The organism is Clostridium muellerianum, assembly GCF_012926525.1.
Taxonomy (GTDB): domain Bacteria; phylum Bacillota; class Clostridia; order Clostridiales; family Clostridiaceae; genus Clostridium_AM; species Clostridium_AM muellerianum.
In genome coordinates this window covers 125,425-149,353 of sequence record NZ_JABBNI010000063.1, presented here as the reverse complement: position 1 = coordinate 149,353, position 23,929 = coordinate 125,425, and the positions used below count along the sequence as shown (strand labels likewise).

The following is a 23,929-nucleotide window of genomic DNA, read 5'->3' as shown; positions in this document are numbered from 1 at the left end:
TAACTACATCACATTTGAAAGGGGATTGAAGTTAAAATGGATTATAAGATGTTGATTTCAAAGGCTTTACAGGGAAGGGAAAACGCTTACACTCCTTATTCTAATTTTAAAGTTGGAGCAGCGGTACTTACTGAAGATGGAAAAATATATACAGGATGTAACATAGAAAATGCTTCTTATGGAGCAACAAATTGTGCAGAAAGAACAGCTATATTTAAAGCAGTATCAGAAGGCCATAGAACTATTAAAGCAATTGCTATAGTAGGAATAGAAGATGATTATACATATCCTTGTGGTATTTGCAGACAGGTAATAGCAGAATTTGGTTCAGAGGATGTTAAAATAATTTTAGGCAAAAGAAATGAAAGTGATTATATAGTTAAAACATTGGAAGAAATTTTACCAGGAGCATTTACAAAAAAAGACCTAGATAGGTAAGCGTTTACTTATATGGGCTGTAATGGTATAATGGAAAAATAAGTTAATAAGATGAAATGATAGCATAAAAAGCCAGATGACTAAATCTGACTTTTTCATTTTCAAATTTTTAATAAAACTTATTAGAATAAATTAAAAATTTTAATAAAAAGAATATTTTGAACAAAATTTCATATTACTGTTTACAAATGTTCAAAAAAGTTTTATTATAGAACTACAATGAATGTGAAAGGGGATTTAAAATGAATATTGCGGGGATGATTGATCATACATTATTGAAACCAGATGCAACAAAAGAACAAATCTTAAAGTTAACAGGAGAAGCAAAACAATACAAATTTGCATCTGTTTGTGTTAATCCAACATGGGTTAAGTTAGCAAGCGATGAATTAAAAGGTACAGAGGTTGATGTGTGTACTGTTATAGGATTTCCTCTTGGAGCTAATACATCCGAAACAAAAGCATTTGAAGCAAAGAATGCCATTGAAAATGGAGCTACAGAAGTAGACATGGTTATTAATATAGGTGAATTAAAAGATAAAAATTATGCTTATGTAGAAAAAGATATTAAAGCTGTTGTTGATTCAGCAAAAGGAAAAGCATTAGTTAAGGTAATTATTGAAACTTGTCTTTTAACAGAAGAAGAAAAAGTAAGAGCTTGTGAGTTATCTAAAAAAGCTGGTGCAGATTTTGTAAAAACATCAACCGGTTTTTCTAAAGGTGGAGCTACAGCAGAAGATGTTGCATTAATGCGTAAAACAGTAGGAAAAGATATGGGCGTTAAAGCTTCTGGTGGTATTCACACTAAAGAAGAAACTATGGCAATGATTGAAGCAGGAGCAACTCGTATTGGAGCAAGTGCAGGAATCGCTATTATTTCTGAATAATAAAAATAGGTTAGTACTTATTTTTGATTTTTAGTTTAAATTACATCCAGTTCTGTATTATTTTTAAAGTATAAATACAAAGCTGGATGTTAAAATTCATTAGAAATTTGTTGAAAAATGGGTAGAGACAATATATGTTACATGATACATTTAATGTAATCGTTATATGACTTTATGACATTTAATTATAATCATCAAGGGGGAGCATAAGATGAAATATATTATTGGACTAATTGGACTAATTGTTGTTATAGGCCTTGCATGGGTTGCTAGTAATGATAAAAAGAATGTAAAAATTAGACCTATCATTACAATGGTTGTTTTACAATTCATACTTGGTTTTATTTTACTAAACACAGGAGTTGGTAATTTTTTAGTAGGTGGAATATCAAATGGATTTCAAGCACTTCTTAAGTGTGCAGCTGAAGGTGTAGATTTTGTATTTGGTGGATTGATGAATCCAGGAAAATCAACATTTTTTATAAATGTTCTTTTACCAATTGTGTTTATTTCAGCTTTAATTGGTATTCTACAACATTGGAAGATACTACCTTTCGTAATAAAATATATTGGACTAGCTTTAAGTAAAGTTAATGGTATGGGTAAATTAGAGTCTTATAACGCAGTAGCGTCAGCTATACTTGGTCAATCAGAAGTATTTATATCAGTAAAAAAACAACTTGGTTTATTACCAGAACATCGTTTATACACTTTATGTGCATCAGCTATGTCAACAGTATCTATGTCAATCGTTGGCTCTTACATGGTTCTTATAAAGCCTAAATATGTTGTAACAGCGCTTGTTTTAAATCTGTTTGGAGGATTTATTATATCTTCTATCATAAATCCATATACTGTAACAGAGGATCAAGATATTTTAGTAGTTCAAAATGAAAAGAAACAAACGTTTTTTGAAGTTTTAGGCGAATACATAATGGATGGATTTAAAGTAGCAATTACAGTTGGTGCTATGTTGATTGGATTTGTAGCAATAATAGCTATGATCAATGCAATATTTAAGGGCGTTTTTGGTATATCATTCCAAGATATGCTTGGATATGTATTTTCTCCATTTGCATTCTTAATGGGTGTACCTTTAAATGAATCAATAAAAGCTGCAAGTGTAATGGCAACAAAGTTAGTATCTAACGAATTTGTTGCAATGACTACTTTATCAACTGGAAACTTAGGTTTATCTGTGAGATCAACAGCTATTGTTTCTGTATTTTTAGTTTCCTTTGCAAATTTCTCATCTATCGGAATTATTTCTGGAGCAGTAAAAGGACTTAATGAGGAGCAGGGAAATGTAGTTGCTCGTTTTGGATTAAAATTACTATATGGTGCAACACTAGTAAGTGTATTAACAGCAACTGTGGTTGGTTTAATTGTATAATAGTAGATGAAAGAAGGGATTAATATGAAGCCATTTAAAAGAATACATATTATTGTTATGGACTCTGTGGGAATAGGTGAAGCCCCAGATTCAAAAGAATTTGATGATTTTGGTGTAAATACATTAGCACATATCGCTGAGGAAAAGAATGGTTTAAACATGCCTAATATGTCAGCTTTAGGATTATCAAATATTTATGAACTTAAAGGCGTAGAAAAGGCAGAACATCCAAAAGCTTATTTTACAAAAATGCAAGAAGCTTCTTGTGGAAAAGATACAATGACAGGACATTGGGAAATGATGGGGTTATATATTGATAAGCCTTTTCGTGTATTTCCAAATGGATTTCCAGATGAATTAATTAAAAAAATTGAAGATTTTTCTGGTAGAAAGGTTATTGCAAATAAACCTGCAAGTGGAACTGAAATTTTAAAGGAATTAGGGGAAAGACAGCTTAAAACAGGGGAATTAATAGTATATACATCAGCAGATTCTGTACTTCAGGTTGCTGCAAACGAAGAAATTATACCATTAGATGAATTGTATAAGATTTGCAAGTACTGTAGGGAAATAACACTAGATGAACCATATACATTAGGAAGAATCATTGCTAGACCGTTTGTTGGTAAAACTGCAGACACATTTAAGAGAACTTCTAATCGTCATGATTATGCATTAAAACCTTTTGGTGAAACAGTAATGAATTATTTGCAGCAAGCAGGATTAGATTCTATTGCAATTGGAAAAATATCAGATATTTTTGATGGAGAAGGCGTTACTAAGGCTGTTAGAACTGTATCTAATATGGATGGTATGGATAAGTTTATTGAAGTATTAGATGAAGAATTCCATGGTATTAGTTTCCTTAACCTAGTAGATTTTGATGCAGCTTATGGACATCGTCGTAATCCAATTGGTTATGGAGATGCATTAGAAGCATTTGATAAAAGATTATCTGAAGTGTTTGAAAAAATGCAAGAAGATGATTTGCTATTAATTACAGCAGACCATGGAAATGATCCAACTTATACTGGAACAGATCATACAAGAGAATATGTTCCATTACTTGCGTATTCAAAACGCTTCAAAGAAGGAAATAACCTAGGAATAAGAAAAACATTTGCTGATTTAGGTGCAACAGTTGCAGATAATTTCAATGTAAAAATGCCAAAGTATGGTGAGAGCTTTTTACAAAATTTAAAATAGATAAGGTGGTAGTTAAAATGAGAATGGTAGATATAATTGCTAAGAAACGTGATGGAGGAGAATTAACAACAGAAGAAATTAACTTCTTTATAGAAGGTTATACTAATGGAACAATTCCTGATTATCAAGCAAGTTCTTTAGCAATGGCTATTTATTTTAAAGATATGAATGATCGCGAAAGAGCAGATTTAACAATGGCAATGGTTAATTCTGGAGAAACTATTGATTTATCAGCTATTGATGGTGTAAAGGTAGATAAACATTCAACTGGTGGTGTAGGAGATACAACAACACTTGTACTAGCACCTCTTGTTGCTTCTTTAGGGGTACCAGTTGCTAAAATGTCTGGAAGAGGTCTTGGACATACAGGTGGAACTATTGATAAATTAGAATCTATTAAAGGTTTTCATGTAGAAATCACAAAAGATCAATTTATTGACTTAGTTAATCGTGATAAAGTTGCTGTTATGGGACAAACAGGTAACCTAACTCCAGCAGACAAAAAATTATATGCACTTCGTGATGTAACTGGAACTGTTAATTCAATTCCATTAATTGCCAGTTCTATTATGAGTAAAAAGATTGCAGCAGGAGCTGATGCAATAGTATTAGATGTTAAAACAGGTGCAGGTGCTTTCATGAAAACAGATAAAGATGCAGAACAATTAGCACATGCAATGGTTAAGATAGGTAATAATGTAGGAAGAAATACTATGGCAATAATTTCTGATATGTCACAACCACTAGGATTTGCTATTGGTAATGCACTTGAAGTAAAAGAAGCTATTGATACATTAAAAGGAGAAGGCCCAGAAGATTTAACAGAACTTGTATTAACTCTTGGAAGCCAAATGGTTGTATTAGCTAAGAAGGCAAGTACATTAGATGAAGCAAGAGAAAAACTTCTTGAATCAATAAAGAATGGTAAAGCATTAGAGAAATTTAAGATGTTCCTTGAAAACCAAGGTGGAGATGCATCAATTGCTGACAATCCAGAAAAATTACCACAAGCAAAATATAAGATTGAAGTTCCTGCTAAAGAAAGTGGTTTTGTTTCAAATATGGTAGCTGATGAAATTGGTATTGCAGCAATGCTTTTAGGCGCAGGAAGAGCTACAAAAGAAGATAAAATAGATTTAGCTGTAGGTATAATGCTTCGTAAAAAAGTAGGAGACAAAGTAGAAAAGGGAGAATCCCTTATGACTATTTACTCAAATCGTGAAAATGTAGAAGAAGTAAAGGCTAAAATTTATGAAAACATCACAATTAGTGCAGATGCAAAGAAACCAGTATTAATCCATAAAATAATTACAGAATAGAAATTTTCAATAATAATTTATGGTATAGTATGTGTAACATATTAATAAATGATTAAAGGCACACCTGTTTAGGTGTGCTTTTACTATTTTATAATTTAGAAAAATATTATTTATAAAGTGACAATTTATATAATTTTGTGGAAATATATTCTTATAAGGTATATATTAAATATGTATATAAAATTTTAAAATATTTATGCAAAGGTGGTTATTTTATGAAAAAACTGAAACTATTAATTATATTGTGTATTTTAGGAACAAGCTTATTGTTTTCAACAAATGTACTTGCATTTCAAGTTAATGACAACCAAGTGGTATATACCAACAAAAAGTGGATGCTTGAATTTACAGGCCCTGTTGGTTATGACGATTTAACTAAGCAAGCAATTATAGTTACCGATAGTAAGGGGGCTAAAGCAAGTATAAGTCTTCAATTAGGTAATGATAACAAAAGTATAATAGTTTATCCACCAGCAGGAGGATACATAGCAGGTGAAAGTTACACTTTAAAGGTAGGAAAGCAAGTACATTCATCTAAAGGAACACAAATGAAGCAAGATAGACTTATACATTTTAGTATTGAAAAAATTAGTAAGATCGAAATAACGTCAACTTCTTTATTAAGTATTGATGGTGGAACTACTGGAAAAATAAATTATAAAGTGTTAGACCAAGATGGTAATGATATTACAAAGTCAACTACTGCTAATAACTTAACATTTCAAAGTGGAGTGGGTACTGCAAAGGGAAGTAATGGAGTAATTACCATAGCATCTCCTTTTATAAGCCTAAATACGTTAAAAAGTGTTCAGATAACTATATTGGACTCAAATAATGGAGCTTACGCAAGTGGTATATATAATGTAGAATCATTTGAAGTTAAATAAATATTTTTAAATAGAAGTTATCTTCTGGACAACAGTGGTATAATAAAGGTGAATATTTAAATCACTAACGTTACCGCATAAGTAGAGAACACGTTTTAATTTGGTGCGAACCACTTACTTTTCTGTAAATAGAAAAGGAGCTCAAAAACTCTTACGGATGCTAGCGATTGAATAAAATCAAGAAAGGCTTAATAAAGCCGGAGGAGTGATTTATTTTGAAACAAATTATTTTAAATGCAGCTAAAAGAATAAAGAAAACTAAAAAATTTAGAGAAGAAGGATTTATACCAGGCGTAATTTACGGTGATTGTGTTGCTAAAGCAGATCCAGTAAAATTTGAAGAAACATCTTTAATGAAAATTCTTGCTAAACATGGTTCAAACGTAAAGTTGTGGATTAAGTGTGGAGATGATAAGAAATTTGGTTTTATAAAAGAAATTCAGAGACATCCAGTTTCAAACAAAATTATTCATCTAGATGTACAACTTGTATCTAAAGATCATGAAGTAAAAGTACAGGTTCCAATTACATTTAAAGGTGAAGCAGCTTTAGGAAAAAAACAACTACAACTTCAGATTCACAAAACAGAAGTTGATGTTTTAGGAAAGATAGATTTAATACCTGAAGTCCTACATATAGATGCATCAGGAAAAAATGCAGGAGATACTATTACTTCAAAGGATTTTAATTTGGACAAGCAAGTAAAAATACATGATAAAGAAAATGAAGTATATGCAACTATAACTAAATTAATGGATGTACCTGTAGAAGATTCTGATGAAGAATCAGCAGCAGAGGCTTAAGGCATCTTCAAAAAAATAATAAGTCCATCTACTAGTCTATTTTGCGTCATGCGGCGTCGGCAGAACCCTTAGATAGTTCACTATCTGCAGAACCTGCCTCCTTGCCTGACGCAAAATATCCTTCGCATCTGGACTTATTATTTTCTTTCATATGCCTAATATAATTTAAACATTAATACTTAAGAGTGAATAATTAAATATTAAATATAAAAAACCGTATCAGAATTGTAAAGCTATCAAGCAGCGAATTCATTGATACGGTTTTTTTATGAAATATATAAATTTAACTACAATTAGTAATTTGGGCATATTGCGTCACATTATTTTTAAAATTTGACATGATTTAAACTGTAGAATATACTAAAATTAAAGCGGAATTTAATTCAACAACAAATAAATTGTCGAAAAATACGAAATACTTACTTAAGTGAAAAAATATTAATTCCATTACATTTCTACAACAAAAATAAGGAGATGATATTTTGAGTGTTAAGTTTAAAGCTTTGTTAATTTATTTTATAAGCTTCTTATTTATTATAATTTTTACTTTTGCAATGTTTAATTTCATAATTTTTAAATATATTAATAGAGTGGAAAATCAAAATTTAGATAATAATTTTAAAGCAGTAATTTCTATACTTAATAGAGAAGAATTAGATGTACAAAGAATATGTTCTGATTGGGGTATATGGGATGATACCTATAATTTCTTATTGGGAAAGGATAGAGAAAAGTACATAAAAGCTAATACTCAGAATTCGTTAAAAGAACTAAATTTAACTTTTATGATTTTTGTAGATAAACAAGGCAATGTAGTTTACAGTCAAACTGATAATTTGGACAATAGAACAAAACGCGAATTGATAGCTGAGCTGTTTAATAAAAAAAATAAGGTTGATTTAAAAACACTTTTAGAAAATGATAGTGGAAATCATTCTGGTACTTTAATGGTAAGGGGAAAATTTTTTGCTGTTGGTTATTCACCTGTTACTACAAGTGATGGAAAGACTCCTAGTAATGGAAGTTTAATAATGGGAAGATATATAGATAATTCAGTATTAAATTATATAAATTCAATAATTCAGTGCAAAGTTGGATTTATAGAAAATACAGATGATAATAAAACAAATGAAATAATTAAGAAAAAGGATTCAATTATAGCATACAGGCCAATAAAAGACATAAATGAAAATATGTCATCAAGTATTTCAATACTTATGCCTCGAAATGAGTACACTCTAGGTAAGTTTTATTTTAAAATTTTCTTTAATATTTTTTTAGTAATATTAATTTTAGTAGTTTTTATATTTATCTATGTTTTTAATAAACTTATATTAAAGAGACTTAAAATCCTTAATGATTTCATTGATACCGTATCAAAAACAAAGGATACAAAGTCCCGTATAACTATTTCAGGTAATGATGAAATAGCTAATATTGCAAACTCTACTAATAAAATGTTATCCAAACTGGATTATGCTAGCAAAGAAATTTTAGCTTTAAGCTATTCTGATAAATTAACAGGATTAAACAATAGGATATATATGGAGAAAAAGTTTTTTTGGTTAGATAATGAAGTTGATATAAATTATTTTATAATTATGGGGGATGTAAATGGTTTAAAACTTACAAATGATACCTTTGGACATAAAGATGGAGATAGATTGATTTGTGCAATAGGTAGTATATTAAAAAGCATGTGTTTAGAAGATGATATTATTGCTAGATGGGGTGGAGATGAGTTTATAATACTTGTTGTAAATAAAAGAAGTGAATATGTATCAGATTTAATTAAAAATATAAAAAAAGAATGTGAAAAAATTACTCAGTTTGGTTTTAAAATAAGTATAGCTCTAGGGAGTGCAGAAAAATATGAAGCTAAAACTACTGAAGCAGTAATGAATTTAGCAGAAGAAAGAATGTACAGAAGCAAGCTCACTGAAACCAAAAGCTCAAGAAATGCAACTATTATGTCTTTAGAAAGAACCCTATATGAGAAAAATAGTGAAACCGAAGAACACACTCAAAGAGTAAAAAAACTTAGTATGAAATTAGGAAAGAAAATTAATTTATCACAGGATGAATTAGAAGAATTGGAACTGTTAAGCCTACTACATGATATAGGTAAGATGGGAATACCAGATAATATACTAATGAAGCCTGGGAAGTTAACAGATGAGGAATGGGAAATAATGAAGCGACATACGGAGATAGGATATAGAATAGCTAAAGCTACACCAGGTTTAGCACATGTTGCAAATGAAATCCTTTGTCATCATGAAAGGTTTGATGGGACAGGATATCCTCAAGGCCTTAAAGGAGAAGAAATACCAATTTTATCAAGAGTAATTAGTATAGTAGATTCTTTTGATGTAATGACTCATAGAAGGATATATAAAGATGCCTCAGATATGGGACATGCTGTTGAAGAGTTAAAACGATGTTCTGGGACTCAATTTGATCCAGTTATAACAGATGAATTTATAAATCTTTTAAAAGAAGGTGGTATTTAGATATATAATAAAAAGTGATGTTAAAATAAGCTATTAAAAAATTAATAAGTATTTTCCTAAAAGCAAATAATTAAGCATCTTCAAAAAATAGATTAGCATATGGGTTTGTTATTTTTGAAGATGTATTATACAAGTAAAAGCTGTGAAATTAAGGTGTTAAACCTATATTTCACAGCTTTTTAAATTTAAAATTTCTGTGCTTATAACTGAATTTTAATGTGTTTAGTGTCTTGCAAATTAATAAAGATGAAACAAAATACATTTTTCAGGTGTAATATATGTAGAATTAAAAATTATCAGTTTTATAGTTAACAGATACTTGAAGTACTGGTAATATTCATCGTTGCTAATGCAAATTAATTAATATATAATGGATAAAGTTAGTAGACGAACAATACTTATAAGAATAATTCGCACAAGGGGTGTTAAAATGAAAAAGACTACTTTATTTTGTTTAGTTTTAGCAGTATTTTTAAGTGGATGCAGTTCTAGTAATGCTAATACAAGTAAAAATGTACAGAATACAAAAAGTGTTCAGCAATCATCTAACAATCAATTTATAATGGCAGGTAAAATTGAAGCCAATCAAGAAGCTAACTTAACTTCAAAGATATCAGCAAAGGTTGCTGAAATATCAGTGGATGTAGGCTCAAAGGTAAATCAGGGAGATGTTATTATTAAATTGGATACTCAGGATTTACAAGCTCAAGTTGATAAAGCTCAAGCATCAGTTAACACTGCAAGAGCAAATTTAGCTAATGCTTCAAATGGTTCACGTCCGGAACAAATAGAACAACAACAAGGTGTTTTGGATAGTGCATCACAAAGTTATGCAACTGCTAAGAAGAGTTATGATAGAGTACAGGCCTTAGTTAACTCTGGTGCAGAAGCTCAGCAGCAGCTTGATCTAGCAAAGCAGCAGCTTGCCAGTGCAGAAGGACAATATAAAAGTGCACAGGCACAATTGGATATGTTAAAAAACGGACCTACAAGTTCAAGTATAGATGTTTATAAGGCTCAGGTAAATGAAGCTGAAGCAGGATTAAAAATAGCGCAAACTTCATTAAGCAATGCTACTATTACAGCGCCTATATCTGGAGTAGTAAATGCAAAAAATATTAATATTGGAGAAATAGCATCTCCAGGTGCAACACTTGTTTCTATATCCAATTCTGGAGCTTTATGTGTAAATGCATATGCACCTCTTGAAATTGTAAATGGATTAAAAGAAGGGCAAGATGTAATGATTAAAGTGTCAGAAGTGCCTGATAAAGAGTTTCAAGGAAAAATAACCGTTATAAATTCAAAACTAAATTCTCAAAGTACAAATATTTTGGTTAAAGTAAGTGTTATAGATCCAAATTTATTACTAAAACCTGGTATGTTTGCAGAAGTTGGATTAAAGAAATAAGTAAAGAGGTGGATATAATATGGAAAAGCGTAAGAAATTAATTTGGGTAATATTAGCAGTAGTTGTAATTGCTATAGGAAGTATAGGAGCTTATTATTGGTATGAAAATACTTATTTTGTTTCCACTGATGATGCAAGAGTTAGTGCAGATTTAGTTAATGTAACCCCACAAATTCAAGGAAAGTTATTAGAGCTTAATGTAGAAGAGGGAGATTCGGTTTCCAAAAATCAAATACTAGCTCGTCAGGAGATGAATAATATTGCAGATTCAAATGTAGATCAATCTTTAGTTAGAGCACCTATTTCCGGAACAGTAATTAAAAAACAAGGAACTATAGGAGAGCTTTGGTCACCAAGTCAAACTTTAATTACTTTAATAGATCCAACTAAGCTTTATATAACCGCTGACGTAGAGGAAACGAAACTTGGAAAAGTAAGAGTAGGTCAAAGTGTTGACATTACCATAGATCAGTTTTCATCACAAAAATTTACCGGAAAAGTTAAATCTGTAGGTGAAGCAGCAAATTCTGCTTTTTCTATGCTACCATCATCAACAAGTAGTACATTTACAAAAGTAGTTCAAAGAATACCTGTGAAAATTGAACTCAATAAGTTTAATGCTAAAATACTTCCAGGAACTAACGCTGTTATTAAGATTCACGTTAAGTAATGAGGTGATGTATAATGGAAGAGAACAATAAAGAATCATTAAATAGTTGGTTAGCATTACTCGTAGTTGTAATTGGTACATTTATGTCTATACTTGATAGTACTATAGTAAATATTGCTCTTCCTAAGATGATGACTGTTTTTGGAATGCCAATGGATGATGCAAAATGGATACTAACAGCTTATTCACTGGCGCTTGGTGCAATTATACCACTTACAGGCTATCTTCAGGATATTTTTGGATCTAAAAGGATATATATGTTTGCTCTTGGAATGTTCACCCTTGGCTCCATGTTATGTGGATTTGCTTGGAGTAGCAGTTCTATGATAGCATTCCGTGTAGTTCAAGCTATTGGTGGTGGTATGATAATGCCGATAGGAATGAGTATAATATATGAAATATTTCCTAGAAAGAAAATAGGATTAGCCTTAGGGGTCTGGGGAATAGCAGCAATGGCAGCACCTGCTATAGGACCAACTTTAGGTGGATATATTATTGAAAAGTTAGACTGGAGACTTATTTTTAATGTTAATGTTCCCATAGGAATAATAGGAGTAGTACTAGCAGGTATCTTATTAAAAGGATCAAAAATGCAAAAGTTTAAATCCTTTGATATAGTAGGATTTTTATCTTCTACCATTGGTCTAGTAAGTGTACTATATGTTTTAGGTGAAGGGTCTTCAATTGATTGGTCAAAAGTTCACAATCCTATTCTTATGACTTTAGGATGCTTAAGTTTAGTGTTATTTGTAGCAAATGAGCTTACTCATCCAGATCCTTTGTTAGACCTAAGAGTGTTTAAATTATTTGATTTTAGTCTAAGCTTAATTATAACCTCTATTTTAACCCTGGCTATGATGGGAGGAACCTATGTATTACCTTTGTTTTTACAAAATATTAGAGGATATACAGCAATGCAAACGGGAATAATTATGTTTCCTTCAGCTATTGTAGTTGGTATTTTAATGCCTATAAGCGGTAATTTATTTGATAGGTTTGGGGCAAAACCCATTGTTATCCCAGGACTTATAATATTAGCAATAAGTTCTATTGAACTTTCAACTTCAATAAACATGAATTCAAGTAGGGAACATATAATATTTATTACTTGTTTAAGATCAGTGGGAATGGGTCTTGCTATGATGCCAATTAGTACAGCTGGAATGAATGTTATTCCCACAAAATTAGTTGGAAGAGCATCAGCAATTAATAATACTATAAGGCAAGTAGCAGGTGCGCTTAGCATAACTATAATGTCAACTTTAATGCAGGGAAAAACAAATTATAATTATTTAAAATTATCGGAACAGATAAATAATTATAATAAGACTGCTATAGATACTATTAGTACATTAACAAAATCATATATCCATGCAGGACAATCTCAAGGAACAGCAAGAATTTCTGCGATATCTAAGCTAACTGCAATGCTGCAAGGTGAAGCTACCTTAGATGCTATGGCATATTCTGTTGCTGTAACTGCAATTGCGGTAGGGCTAGCAGTACTTTTGGCTTTACTTTTGAAGAGTAAGAACTCAAATAAAAAACAAAAGAAGGAAGGTGGGAAAAACGATGCTGAAAGAGGAATTGTTATGTCAGAGTAATGAATTAGCATCAGAACAATTTGATAAAATAATTGAAATATTAAAAGATATTCAAAAAACATTTAGAACTAAATTTAACGAATGTGCAAAAAAATATGGATATACAGCACCACAGCTTGCGGTTATAGTACATCTTTATAAAATGCCAGGAATAACTCTTCATGAGTTAAGTGAGCACATGATGTTAACTAAAAGTACAGTTTCAGGCATAGTAGACCGTTTGGCAAAACAGGGTGTTGTAGTTAGAGAAATACCTGAAAATAATCGAAGAACAGTAAAACTATCAATTGATGAAAATTTTAAAAAGAATAATGACATAATTAATATGAAAAAGAGTTTTATGGCACATATGATATCAGATAAAGTAAAAAATATGGATCCAGAAAAAGTACAAAAAATTATATATGGACTTGAAGAATTTGGTTTACTACTAAAGGATGAGGAATCTCAATAATTTATTTTTTTACCATTGCTTATTAGTTATGAATGTGGTATATTAAATGAGTAGTGTAAATCATACACTATAAAAACAAGATTTAATACGGTTAACAACATTTCCTCTTTTAAGGAACATAGTTTAGATCAGTTTTTAAATCTTAAGTTTTAAATTAAAAGGAGAGATGTTGAAATGGCAGATAAGACAATAGTTTGTAAAGACTGTGGAAAAGAATTTGTATTCACTGAAGGAGAACAAGAATTCTACAAAGAAAAAGGATTCGAAAATGAACCACAAAGATGTCCTGATTGTAGAAGAGCTAGAAAACAACAAAGAGGATTCAGAAAGTAATATAAACTTGTTTTATATCCCTATAGGAAGTAATTCCTATAGGGTTTACTTTTGTCTAAAAGAAGTTTCATGTTATGCATTCCCAATAGGAATTATGTAAGGTTTTCCGGTTATAGGGTTTTGTATCATACACATATTTATATTATAAACTTTCTTAACATTATCCTTTGTAAGAACTTCTTCTGGAGTTCCTTGAGAGGCAATTGATCCTTTATTAACTAAGATTAAATAATCACTATATTGTGCTGCTAGATTTAGATCATGAAGCACAGTTATAACAGTTACATTTTTGCTTAAAGTCTTAATAGTATCCAAAAGTTCAATTTGATGATGTATGTCTAAATGTGATATGGGCTCGTCTAATAATATAATATCAGTATCTTGAGCAAGTGCTCTTGCAATAACAATTCTTTGCTGTTCTCCACCACTTAATTGATTTATACATTTGTCACGAAGATACCAGGTGTTAGTAATTTTCATAGCATTTTCGGCAATATTATAATCCTCTTTTGATTCCTGACCAAATCTAGAAATGTAAGGGGATCTCCCCATGAGAACAATGTCTAAAGCGGAAAAGTCAAAATCTAGAATAGTATTTTGAGGAACTACAGCGAGTTTTTTAGCTAAAACTTTATTATTAAATTCCGTAATGTCCTTGTTTTCTATAAGAATAGTTTTCTTTGCAGGATCTAAAGTTTTGGCAAGGTTTTTTAATAATGTAGTTTTGCCAGAACCATTAGGACCTAGAATACTATAAAATTTGTTTTTCTCAAAATTTATATTAATATTATGAAGCACTTCACTATTTTCAAAGCCACAGCTTAAATTATTGACTTTAACTGCAGGAAAATCTATAGTTTCCATTACATCACCTTCTTTTTTGATCTTATTAGAAGAAATATAAAATAAGGAGCTCCAAATAGAGCTGTTATAGCACCTACAGGTATTTCGGCTGGAGATGCTATAGTTCTTGCAATAGTATCTGAAATTACCATAAATGCACCTCCGAAAACTAATGAAAAGGGAAGTAAGATTTTATTATCAGGTCCTAAGAGTATTCTAACTATATGAGGTATTATAAGACCAACAAAACCTATTATCCCACTTACAGATACACAGGCAGCAACTATCATAGAAGAAACAATTAGCACTATTTTTTTAACTTTATCAACTTCTATACCAAGGCTTTTTGCAGTATCATCACCTGTAAGTATTATATTTAGATCTTTTGAAAGAGAAATTATAATTAAAATACTAATACATAGGAAGGGCAGTAATAAGATAATTTCACCATAAGTTGCACTAGAAACACTTCCCATTGTCCAAAACACTATTTTTTCAACTTCATTTCTGTTAAATACCATAGTAACAGAAATTAAAGAAGATAAAAGAAAACTTACGGAGATACCTGCTAAAAGAAGAGTATTAGTAGGTATTTTGTTTTTTACCCTAGCAATGCTATATACAAGTATGGTAGTTAAAATCGATCCAATAAATGCAGTTATTGTAATTGAAGCTGATCCTAAAGTCGAATTTTCTAGTTTAAATACAAATCCAAGAGCAGCTCCAAGAGCTGCACCGGATGATATACCAAGAATATAAGGGTCTGCCATAGGATTTTTAAATATTGCTTGAAAAGAAGCACCTACTATGGAAAGTCCCATACCAATAAGAGCTGAAAGAAATATTCTAGGTAATCTAATTTTTGATATAATAAGTATGTGGTTGTTAGGTATTTCTGATACTGAAATAACTTTATTTAAAATAGGTATTTTGCTTAAGATTACTTTTAAAGTTTCTATAAAACCTATGTCTGCTGTTCCGAAAGTACTTGATAGTAGCATTATACAAAATAATAAAATTATACTCATGCAAAATATTAATCTTATTACTTTTTTATTGTGATTTAAATTCATAACTAAGTCCTTTCTAAACCATATTATTTAAAAGCTTCAGGATGAATTATCTTTGCCATAGCTTCTAAGCCGTCAGCTAATCTGGGGCCCTGTCTGTTAATAATATCTTCATCAATTTCAAAAAGTTTATTCTTCTTTACAGCATCAAGATCTTTATATCCCTGTTCATTTTTAATTCCGTTTTTAGAATTAAATTTATTTGAACATATAAGTATATCTGGATTTTTTTCAACAAGCTTTTCAATACTGTATTTCCATTCAGTTATATCAGAAGCAGCATTTTTACCACCAGCTATAGTGATCATTCTTCCTATGAAGGTATCTTTACCAGAAGTAAAATCACCATTTTTACCAAAGCCTACTACATAATATGTACTTGGAGTATCTTTGCCCTTAACCTTTTCTTTTACATAATCTACTTTTTTCATCATATTAGATACTATAGAAGCAGCTTTACTATTAGCATTAAGGATTTTTCCTACATTTTTTATAATATCATAAGTATTTTCAAAGCTTTCAGGTCCGGAAAGAACTACCACCTTTATGTTAAGCTCTTCTAATTTTTTTAAGTCTTGTTCTCTGAAATGATTAGAAGCTATAACTATATCGGGTTTTAAACTGGTTATTTTTTCAATATTAGGGCCAGTTAAGGTTCCAATAGATTGGATTTTACTAGCTTCTTTGGGATATGTACAAAAGTCAGTTCTGCCTATTAAAGTATTTTCTTTATTAAGAGCATAAATAGTTTCTGTAATGTTAGGAGCTACAGAAATAACTTTTGAAGGTTCTTTTTCAATGGTTATTTTCCTATTAAGTGAATCCTTTATTTTTAGTGGATATGTAGTATTTTTTGTTGCTTCAATTTGACTTTTATCCTCATTTGAAGGGGCGGTAGTATTATTTTTTGCACATCCAATTAATGAAAAAGCAAATACTAAGGCAATGAGTAAAAAAGAGATCTTTTTTAATTTAAACATTTTCATTCCTCCTAAGTTAATATGGTGTTGTTAAACTTTAAAAATGAACAAAATAAAAAAACATTACCTACAAGGTAATGGTTAAAAGCAAAAGGCGCTAATATCCCCTTATCCTCGTAAGGTTAATAAATGATTTGATTTTAGGCAGGTATCCTGGCTAAGATTCATCATATATTAACGCCTTCCCTGTTACCAAGTGGCATAGGGCAGCTTCAAAAAAAATAAGTCCATCTACTAGTCTATTTTGCGTCATGCGGCGTCGGCAGAACCCTTAGATAGTTCACTATCTGAGGAACCTGCATCCTTGCCTGACGCAAAATAGCCTTCGCATCTGGACTTATTATTTTCTTTCAGATGCCTAAAGTTAATATACTCATCATTACAGTGGCGGGACCGCATAGGCTTGTAACCTATTTCCCTTTTAAACTTATTAAGTAATAAGTACCTAAAATTTCTATTGAGTTAATTATAACACTATTTTCAGATAAACTCTCTATTTAAATTGTATTAACTTATATTATTTTTAAAATATGATTGTTGAGTTAAAAAACTATTGCATTTTATAAAAATATGATGTAAAATTCTTTTGTAATAAGAACTTTTCTAAGAGAATATTGTTTAATGTTCACTTGTATAAATCTAGCAATATGGGCTGGATGTTTCTACCGAGCTACCTTAAATAGTTGTAGGCTATAAGTGCATATACTTATTAGTGCTACAACTTTCATGCTTTCTTATATTAAATTTCCCTTTAAACCAATGTGTGAAAGATGTAATGTTAAAAATAATGCAGCACATTTAAAAAATGCGCATTGTTCGTAATGGTACGAACTAAATAATTTGGTGAAAAAGTAATAATATTTTCTTTCTTAAGGGAAAATAATTAATGATTTTGTAATGGAGATGATTATTATGAAGTATGATGTAATAATAGTAGGAGCTGGTCCATCAGGAATTTTTACTGCATTAGAGTTAGTTAGGCAAAACTCTAATAAGAAAGTTTTAATGATTGAACAAGGAAGAAGTATAGATAGAAGGTATTGTCCTAAGGAGAAAACAAAAAAGTGTGTTTCATGTAAACCATACTGTCATATAACAACAGGTTTTTCAGGAGCAGGTGCTTTTTCGGATGGTAAGTTATCCCTAAGTTATGAAGTTGGAGGGGATTTACCGAACTTAATTGGAGCTGATAAAGCTCAAGAACTCATAGAATATACAGATAAAATTTATTTAGAATTTGGTGCAGACAAGAAGGTAGAAGGACTAGAAAATACTGAAGCAGTAAAGGAAATTAGAAAAAAAGCTATAGAAGCAGGGCTTAAATTAGTAGATTGTCCAATAAGACATTTAGGAACAGAAAAAGCACAAGAAATATATTTAAAAATACAGAAGTATCTTTTAGATTCTGGAATAGAAATTAAATTTGATACTGTAGTTGAAGATATAATTATTGAAGAAAAAACGGCAAAGGGTGTAAGAATATCGGATTCAGAAACTAAAAAGAATAAAGAAGATTTATATGCAGATACAATAGTAGTATCAACAGGTAGAAAAGGAGCAGACTGGCTTAAAGATATGTGCATAAAACATGATATCAGCCATTGTGCTGGTACTGTAGATATAGGGGTTCGTGTTGAGATTAGAAATGAAATTATGGAAAAGGTAAATAATGTTTTATACGAATCAAAACTTATAGGGTATCCAGCTCCTTTCAAAAATAAGGTTAGAACTTTTTGTCAGAATCCTGGAGGTTTTGTTAGTCAGGAGAATTACGATAATAACCTGGCCATAGTTAATGGACACTCATATAAAGAAAGAAAATCTGATAATACTAATTTAGCTATATTAAGTTCTCATAACTTTTCAGAACCTTTTAACCAACCTATAGAGTACGGAAAAAAAGTAGCAGAATTAGTTAATATGTTAGGCAATGGTAGAATATTAGTTCAAAGATATGGTGACATATTAGATGGAAAGAGAACCTGGCAGAAAGAACTGGATCAAATAAATATAAAGCATACTCTTCCAGATGCAGTGGCTGGAGATTTAACTTCCGCTATTCCATACAGACCTATGGTAAACATATTAAACTTTATCAAAGCTATGAATGTAGTTGTACCAGGTTTCGCAGGTATGGAAACTCTGTTGTATGGACCAGAAATAAAGTTCTATAGTAATAAAATAAACTTAAATGAAAAATTTGATACTAATATCAAAGGACTTCACTGCTTAGGGGACTCCAGCGGATGGACTAGAGGATTAATGATGGCATCACTTATGGGAGTGCGTATGGGTAAAATATTGGAGAGTTAATATAAGTAGTAAAAATAGTAGCGGCCAATTTCAAATTGGTGCTACTATTTTTGTTATTTATTATATTTAAAACCTAGCACAAAGTTAGTTTCATCAAAGAATATAGTTAAATTATCTATTTTAAATTCATATGGATTAAAAGGTCCCCTAGCTCTAGCACTATTAACAAAACTTCCATCTGTTATTTTACTTACAATAAAATCTAATATTTTATTAGCATATTGAGAACCAAAAGTGCAGGCTAATGTGCTTCTGAGGTTTTGTAGTTTTGATTTATCAAGTTCATCGTATCCTAGCCATTTATCTGAATTTAAAATATAAAGCATACTTGGTTTTGAATTTGTTAAATTATAGATCCATAAAAAGGTATCACAATCTGGAAAAGCACTTTGAAATTTAAATTTTTCTCTACTTTTTAAATCATCGCGTACAAATACTAAAGAATAATCTAAATTGTTATTTGTAGAAATATTAATAGATGGGCCTAAACAATTAGTACCATCTGAATCTGGCACATATCCATCATTTTCTAAAGAAATTTTAGTATTATCACCATATCCATCCCTAATAAAACTGTTTATTGTTTCATAAACTTGTTTAGATGCTAAATTTCCTCTTTCAGAATTTGATATAAGTTTACTAAAAGATTTAGCATACAATTTGTTATCTGATGCGTTTTGAAGTATTTTTAAATCTCCATTTTCTGTAAAAAACTGAATAGGAGTACATCCGTTAACTGCTAGCCCATAGCCTTCAAAGACAACTGAAGTTTTATTTATCTTATCTGAGTTAGTTTTGTTAAAGTAAGGATTTTTAACTAGCTTATCTTCAATATTGTATTCATCCCAAATAGTATTTATAAGGTTTTGTGATACTCCTGAATCAGGTTTAAAATTGTAATGTGGAAATGATGATGCAACAGGTTTAAGGTCTACATTATAATTTGAAGTATCAGAATTATTTTCAACTAATAAATTTTTAATTTTATTGTTTATAGAAGCTTCTCCACCCAGAAATATTAAATTAGAATAAGGTGAATTATCGATGAAGGATTTTTGTTTAGAAACATCTTCGTTGTTAACAAGAATTATAGGAGAAGATTTAAGTGATGCAAGGGCAGAACCACTTAATGCATCAGGAAAATTTTCACCATTTGCTATAATGGCAGTATCTGAATTAGATTTAAAAAATTCTGCTATTTTTAAAGATGTTTCGTATCTATTTTCACCTGCAAGACGTATAATATTAGAATTTGATATTTGCAGCAAGTTTTTTATTTCATTAAGGTTTTTTTCTGATACAGATGCTGTACCTCCAATTACATAAATTTTTGAGGGATTAATCTTCTGCAAGCTTTCTTTAGAAGCTACTGTTAAACCATCTTTAGATGTTAACATTAACGGATATCCTTTAGATGCTGCAGCACTACTTATAGATAGAGCGTCTGGAAAATTATCACCATTTGCTATAACAACAGGTGTTCCTTTGTCTGGATTAAGTTCATTAATTACTTTTATATTTGTATGGAATCTATCCTCGCCACTTATTCTTTTAACAGTATAGCCATAGGATTTTAGTAATGTTTCAACATCTGATTTTATTCCACCTATACCTCCCAAAATGTATATGATTTTTGAACTTGAAAGATTAGATTTAATAAAATTTATTGCAGTGCTGCATTCACTTGTAGTTGCTCCACATAAGAGAATAGGTGCTTTGTACTTATTGGAAAGCATGCTTCCTGATAAAGCATCGGGAAAGTCATTACCAAAAGCTAGTATTACTGCATTCATATTTTTCGTATAATTATATTCATTAGCTATTGCGGCTGAAGTATAGAATCTATTTTGTCCCGTCAAAGTTTTAAATTCAATGGATTTAGCATGAACGGTTGCTGAATTAATAGTTAATAATACACCCATACAAATTAATACTGGTAATAATTTTTTGTTAAACATTTTGACACCTCCTAATTCTAATTTTACTATATTTATAACCTTTATGAAATATTCTGCTAAAAATCAGTGGATAAAAATAAAATGTATATTTTTTCACATATTCTATAAAGTTTTCATATTATAGCAATGTACTAACTTATAGGAGGTGCATTGCTGTGCATTTATTATATACAGTTTTTATTGCACTAGTAAACAATTTAGACAATATAAGTGTAAGAATTGCATATAGTATTCGTGGAATAAAAATAACAACTTCAAAAAATTTATGGATTTCTGTGATTACTTTTTTTATATCTTCTCTTGCTGCTTTTTCAGGAACTGCTGTATCACAAGCTTTTAGTAATAAAGTATCTTCTATATTGAGCATGACGATGCTTGTAATTATCGGGTTATGGATTATATTAGAACCCTATTTAAAAAAAGATAATAAGATTGATGACGAAGAAAGTTATATTCAAAACAGTAATATATATAATATTTTAAAAGAGCCTGAAAATGCGGATGTGGATAATTCTAAAGATATAGACTATAAAGAAGCTACATTTCTTGGTATTGCGTTATCTATTAATAATGTAGGTGGAAGTTTAAGTGCAGGTATGATTGGATTAAATTCATTTTTTATAGGTTTCTTTTCTGCTGTAATAAGTTTTTTAGCCCTATGGGCAGGAAATTATATTACTGAATTTTTTAATAGATGGAATTTGACTAAAAAAGCCAACATAATATCAGGAGTTATATTAATCTTGATAGGGATAAAACAAATACTATAAGTAGAGGACAGAGGACAGTGAAGGATGATTTTTTTCCGGTGCCCTATGAAAAATCTTTAATTAAATTTTTGAACGCTCGTTTTGCTAAAGCAAAACATTACTGATTTATATAAATTTAAAGCTTGTTTTGCTTTAGTAAAACAAGCTTTAAAATAAATTAGTTTTCCGACGTAAGGAAGAAAACTCACCTTCATTGTCCTCTGTCCTATGTCAATTGTCCTCTATCTTCCCTATTCTTCTTCAATTATATAAGGTACAGTGACTATAGCTATGTTTCTTTCTTTTATAAGCATTCCCTTTATAAAAAGTGAAGTTTGATTATGAAGTATATTTCCCCACCATTTTGAAACTACAAACTGAGGTATAACCACAGTAACAGTATCATTAGGTCCAGCGGCATATTCTTCTGATTTAATGAACTTAACAAGCGGGTGTATAAGGGCTCTATAAGGAGATTCCTTAATAACAAGAGGTATACCTATATTATATTCATCCCATTTCTTTTTAAGCTTTTCTGTTGCATCCTTATCTACAGATATATGAAAAACTATAATATTATTAGAAATAGTTCTTGCGTAATTTAAGGCTTTAAGAAAAGATTTATTTAATGTATCAATAGGAACTATAGCATATCTTTTCTGCTCCTCAAAATTAATCACCTTTGGTCTTTGATCAACATTCAATTTAAGTTGAGCAGCTACAGTATTGTAATGTTTCTTTACTCTTGTTTTGATAAATACAATGGAAGGAATTAAAACAAATATGATCCAGGCTCCATGATAAAATTTAGTAATTCCTATTATTAACACAGTTATAAAAGTTACTAAGGCACCCAAACCATTAACAAAAGCTTTGTGTCTCCAGTAAGGAGATTTTTGTTTTATCCATCTGCAAAACATTCCTGTTTGTGAGAGCGTAAAGGAAATAAAAACTCCCACAGCATATAGAGGAATCAGTAAATGGGTTTCACCATGGAAAACTATAACAAGAGTACAGGACATTATGCATAAAAATATTATTCCATTAGAAAAACTTAATCTGTGCCCTCGTTTTGCAAATTGTCTTGGTGCAAAACCATCCTTTGCTATTAATGCTAGTAAAAGTGGAAAGCCTGCAAAAGCAGTATTTGCAGCCATAATTAATATTATTGCTGTAGTACATTGAATAATATAATATACAATGTTGTGACCAAAAATCTGAATAGCAATTTGTGATATAAGTGTATTTGCAGAATTAGGCACAGCATGATAAAGCGTGGTTAAATAAGAAAGTCCCCCAAATATAAATAATACAACAGTTCCTAAAAGTATTAACACTATTTTAGCGTTTTTTTGAGAAGGTTCTTTAAAACTAGGTATTCCATTACTAACAGCTTCAATACCTGTCAGTGCGGTACAGCCGGATGAAAAAGCCTTCAAAAATAAAATTATTGATATACTTCCAGTTGCTTCAGGAACTGAATATAAAGGATGAGGTGTAAAGCCTAAAAAGTGAACCTTTACTATTCCTGTAACTATCATAAATCCTATAGAAAGGATAAATAAATATGTGGGAATTCCAAATAATCTTGAAGATTCACGCACCCCTCTTAAATTACCAATTGTCATCAGGATAATTAGAATTACAGTTATTGAAACTTTGTATTTTAAAAGGAAAGGTAATGCTGAGGTTATGGCTGCAGTTCCAGCACAGGTACTTACTGCTACAGTCAAAGTATAATCTATGGAAAGAGCTGAACCAGCAATAAGGCCTGGAATGGTTCCAAGATTATCCTTTGCTACAATATAAGAACCTCCCCCGTTAGGATATGTGTCTATGGTTTGTCTATAAGAGAAAACCAGTAAAAACATTAAGAACACTATGCATAAGGCGGCATAAAACATATATTTATAGGAGGCTACTCCTATAACCCCAACTAATATCCAAAGAATTTCTTCTCCTGCATAAGCCACAGAAGATATTGCATCGCTGGATAATATGGGAAGTCCCCAAAAAACATTATACTTTTCATCTTTTAAAGCATCATTTTCTAAATTGTGACCAAGTAAAAAGTTTACTAATTTAGATACCATGGTTT

20 protein-coding genes and 2 riboswitches are annotated in these 23,929 nt (G+C 30.5%); of the genes, 15 read left to right on the top strand and 5 right to left on the bottom strand.

Annotation, left to right across the window (positions count from 1 at the left end; genetic code table 11):
• The first annotated feature begins 36 nt into the window (after positions 1 to 36).
• From HBE96_RS21515 to HBE96_RS21455, 13 genes are all read left to right on the top strand, one after another.
• Positions 37 to 438, top strand: coding sequence for a cytidine deaminase (locus HBE96_RS21515; RefSeq protein WP_169299756.1), 402 nt, complete (start codon positions 37 to 39; stop codon positions 436 to 438).
• A 242-nt stretch (positions 439 to 680) separates the two neighbouring features.
• Positions 681 to 1,325 (top strand): deoxyribose-phosphate aldolase, encoded by a 645-nt coding sequence (deoC, locus tag HBE96_RS21510; protein ID WP_169299755.1) that lies wholly within the window; start codon positions 681 to 683, stop codon positions 1,323 to 1,325.
• A 211-nt stretch (positions 1,326 to 1,536) separates the two neighbouring features.
• Positions 1,537 to 2,718, top strand: a complete 1,182-nt coding sequence (locus tag HBE96_RS21505) for a NupC/NupG family nucleoside CNT transporter (RefSeq protein WP_169299754.1) — start codon at positions 1,537 to 1,539, stop codon at positions 2,716 to 2,718.
• Positions 2,719 to 2,742: 24 nt separating this feature from the next.
• Entirely contained in the window at positions 2,743 to 3,924 is a 1,182-nt protein-coding gene (deoB, locus tag HBE96_RS21500; protein ID WP_169299753.1) for a phosphopentomutase, read from the top strand.
• 17 nt (positions 3,925 to 3,941) lie between these two features.
• The gene (locus HBE96_RS21495; protein WP_169299752.1) at positions 3,942 to 5,243 is read left to right on the top strand and encodes a pyrimidine-nucleoside phosphorylase; all 1,302 of its coding nucleotides are present in this window, start codon (positions 3,942 to 3,944) and stop codon (positions 5,241 to 5,243) included.
• A gap of 215 nt (positions 5,244 to 5,458) precedes the next feature.
• Entirely contained in the window at positions 5,459 to 6,130 is a 672-nt protein-coding gene (locus HBE96_RS21490) for an Ig-like domain-containing protein (RefSeq protein WP_169299751.1), read from the top strand.
• 215 nt (positions 6,131 to 6,345) lie between these two features.
• Positions 6,346 to 6,933, top strand: coding sequence for a 50S ribosomal protein L25 (locus HBE96_RS21485; protein ID WP_169299750.1), 588 nt, complete (start codon positions 6,346 to 6,348; stop codon positions 6,931 to 6,933).
• Between the two features lie 482 nt (positions 6,934 to 7,415).
• Positions 7,416 to 9,446 (top strand): HD domain-containing phosphohydrolase, encoded by a 2,031-nt coding sequence (locus HBE96_RS21480; RefSeq protein WP_169299749.1) that lies wholly within the window; start codon positions 7,416 to 7,418, stop codon positions 9,444 to 9,446.
• A 430-nt stretch (positions 9,447 to 9,876) separates the two neighbouring features.
• Positions 9,877 to 10,857: an HlyD family secretion protein gene (locus tag HBE96_RS21475; protein ID WP_169299748.1), complete on the top strand. Its 981-nt coding sequence runs from the start codon at positions 9,877 to 9,879 to the stop codon at positions 10,855 to 10,857.
• 19 nt (positions 10,858 to 10,876) lie between these two features.
• Positions 10,877 to 11,527 carry an HlyD family secretion protein gene (locus HBE96_RS21470; RefSeq protein ID WP_169299747.1) on the top strand — a complete coding sequence of 217 codons (651 nt, stop codon included), beginning with the start codon at positions 10,877 to 10,879 and terminating at the stop codon, positions 11,525 to 11,527.
• A gap of 14 nt (positions 11,528 to 11,541) precedes the next feature.
• Positions 11,542 to 13,131, top strand: a complete 1,590-nt coding sequence (locus HBE96_RS21465) for a DHA2 family efflux MFS transporter permease subunit (protein ID WP_169299746.1) — start codon at positions 11,542 to 11,544, stop codon at positions 13,129 to 13,131.
• A complete protein-coding gene (locus HBE96_RS21460) occupies positions 13,100 to 13,585 on the top strand; it encodes a MarR family winged helix-turn-helix transcriptional regulator (RefSeq protein ID WP_169299745.1) in 486 nt (161 codons plus the stop codon). The genes HBE96_RS21465 and HBE96_RS21460 overlap by 32 nt, the downstream gene beginning before the upstream one ends.
• A 174-nt stretch (positions 13,586 to 13,759) precedes the next feature.
• Positions 13,760 to 13,918 (top strand): zinc-ribbon domain-containing protein, encoded by a 159-nt coding sequence (locus HBE96_RS21455; RefSeq protein ID WP_169299744.1) that lies wholly within the window; start codon positions 13,760 to 13,762, stop codon positions 13,916 to 13,918.
• 72 nt (positions 13,919 to 13,990) lie between these two features.
• On the opposite strand, the gene HBE96_RS21450 is transcribed toward HBE96_RS21455, so the two are convergent.
• The 3 genes from HBE96_RS21450 to HBE96_RS21440 are packed head-to-tail and all read right to left on the bottom strand — an operon-like array spanning position 13,991 to position 16,811.
• Positions 13,991 to 14,782 (bottom strand): ABC transporter ATP-binding protein, encoded by a 792-nt coding sequence (locus HBE96_RS21450; protein ID WP_169299743.1) that lies wholly within the window; start codon positions 14,780 to 14,782, stop codon positions 13,991 to 13,993.
• A complete protein-coding gene (locus HBE96_RS21445; protein ID WP_169299742.1) occupies positions 14,782 to 15,834 on the bottom strand; it encodes a FecCD family ABC transporter permease in 1,053 nt (350 codons plus the stop codon). The genes HBE96_RS21450 and HBE96_RS21445 overlap by 1 nt, the downstream gene beginning before the upstream one ends.
• A 23-nt stretch (positions 15,835 to 15,857) precedes the next feature.
• Complete coding sequence (locus HBE96_RS21440) at positions 15,858 to 16,811, bottom strand: ABC transporter substrate-binding protein (RefSeq protein ID WP_169299741.1); 954 nt, start codon at positions 16,809 to 16,811, stop codon at positions 15,858 to 15,860.
• Positions 16,812 to 16,937: 126 nt separating this feature from the next.
• A riboswitch (cobalamin riboswitch) is annotated at positions 16,938 to 17,275 on the bottom strand.
• A 145-nt stretch (positions 17,276 to 17,420) separates the two neighbouring features.
• Positions 17,421 to 17,524, top strand: a riboswitch (purine riboswitch).
• 199 nt (positions 17,525 to 17,723) lie between these two features.
• On the opposite strand from HBE96_RS21440, the gene HBE96_RS21435 reads away from it, so the two are divergent.
• Positions 17,724 to 19,124 carry an NAD(P)/FAD-dependent oxidoreductase gene (locus tag HBE96_RS21435; RefSeq protein WP_169299740.1) on the top strand — a complete coding sequence of 467 codons (1,401 nt, stop codon included), beginning with the start codon at positions 17,724 to 17,726 and terminating at the stop codon, positions 19,122 to 19,124.
• 53 nt (positions 19,125 to 19,177) lie between these two features.
• Here HBE96_RS21435 and HBE96_RS21430 read toward each other — a convergent pair whose 3' ends face one another.
• Entirely contained in the window at positions 19,178 to 21,082 is a 1,905-nt protein-coding gene (locus HBE96_RS21430; RefSeq protein ID WP_169299739.1) for a cell wall-binding repeat-containing protein, read from the bottom strand.
• A 155-nt stretch (positions 21,083 to 21,237) separates the two neighbouring features.
• Here HBE96_RS21430 and ytaF point away from each other — a divergent pair, with 155 nt between their 5' ends.
• A complete protein-coding gene (gene ytaF, locus HBE96_RS21425; RefSeq protein WP_169299738.1) occupies positions 21,238 to 21,852 on the top strand; it encodes a sporulation membrane protein YtaF in 615 nt (204 codons plus the stop codon).
• Positions 21,853 to 22,082: 230 nt separating this feature from the next.
• Here ytaF and HBE96_RS21420 read toward each other — a convergent pair whose 3' ends face one another.
• Positions 22,083 to 23,924, bottom strand: a complete 1,842-nt coding sequence (locus HBE96_RS21420) for an APC family permease (protein WP_169299737.1) — start codon at positions 23,922 to 23,924, stop codon at positions 22,083 to 22,085.
• Between the last annotated feature and the right edge of the window lie 5 nt (positions 23,925 to 23,929).

Bases quoted from the DNA above. Each gene is read 5' to 3' on its own strand.
- HBE96_RS21515 (WP_169299756.1), top strand. From the start codon at position 37: ATGGATTATAAGATGTTGATTTCAAAGGCTTTACAGGGAAGGGAAAAC.
- deoC (WP_169299755.1), top strand. From the start codon at position 681: ATGAATATTGCGGGGATGATTGATCATACATTATTGAAACCAGATGCA.
- HBE96_RS21505 (WP_169299754.1), top strand. From the start codon at position 1,537: ATGAAATATATTATTGGACTAATTGGACTAATTGTTGTTATAGGCCTT.
- deoB (WP_169299753.1), top strand. From the start codon at position 2,743: ATGAAGCCATTTAAAAGAATACATATTATTGTTATGGACTCTGTGGGA.
- HBE96_RS21495 (WP_169299752.1), top strand. From the start codon at position 3,942: ATGAGAATGGTAGATATAATTGCTAAGAAACGTGATGGAGGAGAATTA.
- HBE96_RS21490 (WP_169299751.1), top strand. From the start codon at position 5,459: ATGAAAAAACTGAAACTATTAATTATATTGTGTATTTTAGGAACAAGC.
- HBE96_RS21475 (WP_169299748.1), top strand. From the start codon at position 9,877: ATGAAAAAGACTACTTTATTTTGTTTAGTTTTAGCAGTATTTTTAAGT.
- HBE96_RS21470 (WP_169299747.1), top strand. From the start codon at position 10,877: ATGGAAAAGCGTAAGAAATTAATTTGGGTAATATTAGCAGTAGTTGTA.
- HBE96_RS21465 (WP_169299746.1), top strand. From the start codon at position 11,542: ATGGAAGAGAACAATAAAGAATCATTAAATAGTTGGTTAGCATTACTC.
- HBE96_RS21460 (WP_169299745.1), top strand. From the start codon at position 13,100: ATGCTGAAAGAGGAATTGTTATGTCAGAGTAATGAATTAGCATCAGAA.
- HBE96_RS21455 (WP_169299744.1), top strand. From the start codon at position 13,760: ATGGCAGATAAGACAATAGTTTGTAAAGACTGTGGAAAAGAATTTGTA.
- HBE96_RS21450 (WP_169299743.1), bottom strand. From the start codon at position 14,782: ATGGAAACTATAGATTTTCCTGCAGTTAAAGTCAATAATTTAAGCTGT.
- HBE96_RS21445 (WP_169299742.1), bottom strand. From the start codon at position 15,834: ATGAATTTAAATCACAATAAAAAAGTAATAAGATTAATATTTTGCATG.
- HBE96_RS21440 (WP_169299741.1), bottom strand. From the start codon at position 16,811: ATGTTTAAATTAAAAAAGATCTCTTTTTTACTCATTGCCTTAGTATTT.
- HBE96_RS21435 (WP_169299740.1), top strand. From the start codon at position 17,724: ATGAAGTATGATGTAATAATAGTAGGAGCTGGTCCATCAGGAATTTTT.
- HBE96_RS21430 (WP_169299739.1), bottom strand. From the start codon at position 21,082: ATGTTTAACAAAAAATTATTACCAGTATTAATTTGTATGGGTGTATTA.
- HBE96_RS21420 (WP_169299737.1), bottom strand. From the start codon at position 23,924: ATGGTATCTAAATTAGTAAACTTTTTACTTGGTCACAATTTAGAAAAT.